Here is a 3,085-nt window from a genome sequence, read left to right on the forward strand (position 1 = left end):
CGGGGGTATCCCCAATCTCGAAGTCATCCAGAACGAGGTCTACACGATCCTGGCCGGGCGGGCCAATCAGATCCGCGACTTCCTGGGCAAGCTGGACGTGTTCGTCGGCCAGGTGAATCAGCAGCGTGACGACATTCGGCACGTCATCGACTCCATCGACCGCTTGCTGGGCTATGCCGCACGACGTGCCGATACCCTGGATCGAGCTTTGACCGAATTCCCGCCGCTGGTCGAGCATTTCGACAAACAACGGAAGTTGTTCGCCGACACCGTCGAAGCGGTGGGCCGGATCAGCAACGTCACCGACCAGACCTTCACCGCTGCCCGGGCCGACCTGCATCAGGATCTGGGCGACCTGCAGCGACCGCTCAAGCAACTCGGGCGTACCACGCCGTATTTGGTCGACGCGCTGATGTTGCTGCTGTCGCCGCCGTTCAACATCGACAGCGTGCCGAAAATCGTTCGCGGCGATTACATCAACGTCTCCGGTGCGCTGGATCTCACGCTGAGCACTGTCGACAACGCGATCTTCACCGGGACGGGGTTCTCCGGAGCGTTGCGTGCGCTCGAGCAGTCCTGGGGCCGCGATCCGTCGACAATGATTCCCGATATTCGTTACACGCCGAACCCGGCCGACGCGCCGGTGGAGCGAGGCGAGTAATGCTGACCCGCTTCATCCGCATTCAGTTGATTGTGTTCGCCGCGTTGACATTAGCCGCGCTGGTTGCCCTGGGCTGGTATTACCTGCGTATTCCCGCCCAACTCGGGGTCGGCCAATATCGTCTGGTCGCCGAGTTACCGGCGTCGGGCGGTCTGTACCGCACCTCGAACGTGACGTACCGCGGAATCCAGATCGGCAAGGTCACCAAGGTCGAACCGACCCGACACGGCGTCCGGGCGACGCTGAGCATCGACGACCGCTACAAGATCCCGATCGATGCCTCGGCCAACGTGCATTCGGTGTCGGCGATCGGTGAGCAGTACGTCGACCTGGTCTCCACCGGTGATCCCGGGAAGTTCTTCGCGCCGGGCCAGACCATCACCAAGGGCACGGTGCCCAGCGAGATAGGCCCCGCGCTGGACGCCGCAAACCGCGGGCTGGCGGCGCTGCCCAAGCACAAGATTGCGTCGCTGCTGGACGAAACATCAATGGCTGTAGGTGGTTTGGGGCCGGCACTGCAACGGCTCGTCGACTCTACCCAGTCGATCGTCGGTGACTTCGAGGCTAATCTTGCCGACGTCGACGACATCATCGCCAATGCGGCGCCGATTCTGGACAGTCAGGTGGACTCCGGCGATTCGATCGCCCAATGGTCGCGCAACCTCAAAGCCCTCACCGCTCAGATCGCGGACAACGACCCGCATGTGCAGAGCATCCTGGCGCACGGCGCACCCACAGCCGATCAGGTCAACAGCGTCTTCAGCGACGTCCGCGAGTCGCTCCCGCAGACCATCGCGAATCTGGAAGTCGTCGCCGACATGCTCAAGCGCTACAACGCAGGACTCGAACAGCTGCTGGTCTTCCTGCCGGAGGTCGGCTCGGTGGCCCAGACGTTGGTCGCGTCGGCGCCGGGGTCGGTGCTGATGAGCTTCGACTTGTCGCTGAACAATCCGCCGCCGTGTCTGACCGGATTCCTGCCCGCCTCGCAGTGGCGCTCACCGGCCGACACCAGCACCGCTCCGCTGCCGGCGGGAACGTATTGCAAGATCCCGCAAGACACCCAAGCCAACGACGTCCGTGGTGCGCGCAACTACCCCTGCGTGGACGTGCCCGGTAAGCGCAGGGCGACGCCGCGGGAATGCCGGGACAACAAACCGTATGTGCCGCTGGGCACCAACCCCTGGTATGGCGACCCGAACCAGATCCGGAACTGCCCGGCGCCCGGCGCCCGCTGCGATCAGCCCGTCGACCCCGGCAACGTCATACCGGCGCCCTCGGTCAACAACGGCATGAACCCGATACCGGCCGACCGCCTGCCGCCGCCGGCACCTCCGGTCGACGACCCGCTGCAGCGGCCCGGATCGGGTTCGGTGCACTGCAACGGTCAGCAGCCCAACCCGTGCACCTACACGCCGGGCGGTGCGAGCGCGATCTATCTGCCGTCCAGTGGCGAAGTGGTGGGGCCCGACGGCGCCAAGTACTCGTTGGAGGACTCGCGCCACACCGGCGACAACGGATGGCAGGACATGCTCGCGCCGGTCAGGTGATCCGCGTCGGGAATCTTGGACGGCCGGCTGCGTTGAAACTGCTAATCGCACGTGAGGAGAACGTCATGACCGGCAGGCCTGTTCTGCAGCCCACCCCCGAGCACCCGATCACCGTCAACCCGACCGGAAAGCGGGTCGTGGTTCGGGTCAACGGCGAGATCGTCGCCGACACCGATGCAGCGCTGGAGCTGCGCGAGTCCACCTATCCTGCGGTTCAATACATTCCGTTCAAGGATGTCGTGCAGGAGGTACTCACCCGTACCGACACCAGCACCTACTGCCCGTTCAAGGGCGACGCCGGCTATTTCAGCGTGACCATCGGCGGTGTGACCGTCGACGACGTGATCTGGTGCTACGAGCGGCCCTTCCCGGCGGCGGCGGCGATCGCCGGCCATGCCGCGTTTTATCCCGACAAAGCCCAGATCACCGTCGGTTAGGCGGTCGCCACGCCCAGCACGCGGGCGGTCAACTGGGTGTCGCTGTACTCGCGCAGCGAGGTGATGAGGCCGTCGCGGGTCTCGAAGATGAAAACGGCGGGGGTGTTGAAGTGCACGCCGTCGCTGGTCTCGCCGTGGGCTTCTGCCTCGATCACCACACTTTCCCCGTCGTTGAAGCACTGGAGGAAGTCGAGGTTCAACTCGGCCCGCTGTTTGCGCCGGTCGACGTCCTCGCGCGACGCCGCTTTGTCCAGCGATGTGCGGGTGACAATGCTCCAGTAGGTGAAGTCGTCGCTGAGCAGCTCAAAGCATTCGTCGACGTCGGCGCCCTCGGACAGGCACTGCAGGAACATCCATGCCAACTCGGCGGACGGAGCGTCGAACGGGGTTGTCACCTCGTCATCCTGACGTGGAACACGGTTGCCGGTCAATGACCCACC

The 3,085-nt window shown here is 64.6% G+C and carries 4 protein-coding genes; 3 read left to right on the forward strand and 1 reads right to left on the reverse strand.

Annotation, left to right across the window (positions count from 1 at the left end; genetic code table 11):
- From AC2VOG_RS00550 to AC2VOG_RS00560, 3 genes are all read left to right on the forward strand, one after another.
- A partial coding sequence (locus AC2VOG_RS00550) for an Mce/MlaD family protein (protein ID WP_486937966.1) occupies window positions 1-661 on the forward strand: 661 nt, incomplete at its 5' end.
- On the forward strand, window positions 661-2,208 hold the full coding sequence (locus tag AC2VOG_RS00555; protein WP_486937967.1) for an MCE family protein: 1,548 nt from the start codon (window positions 661-663) through the stop codon (window positions 2,206-2,208). The genes AC2VOG_RS00550 and AC2VOG_RS00555, both read left to right, overlap by 1 nt.
- A gap of 65 nt (window positions 2,209-2,273) precedes the next feature.
- Window positions 2,274-2,645 (forward strand): DUF427 domain-containing protein, encoded by a 372-nt coding sequence (locus AC2VOG_RS00560; protein WP_486937968.1) that lies wholly within the window; start codon window positions 2,274-2,276, stop codon window positions 2,643-2,645.
- Here AC2VOG_RS00560 and AC2VOG_RS00565 read toward each other — a convergent pair.
- Entirely contained in the window at window positions 2,642-2,998 is a 357-nt protein-coding gene (locus AC2VOG_RS00565; RefSeq protein ID WP_486937969.1) for a nuclear transport factor 2 family protein, read from the reverse strand. The two genes, AC2VOG_RS00560 and AC2VOG_RS00565, sit on opposite strands and share 4 nt — an antisense overlap.
- Window positions 2,999-3,085 lie beyond the last annotated feature (87 nt).

Source organism: Mycobacterium sp. TH-M11 (genome assembly GCF_057473725.1).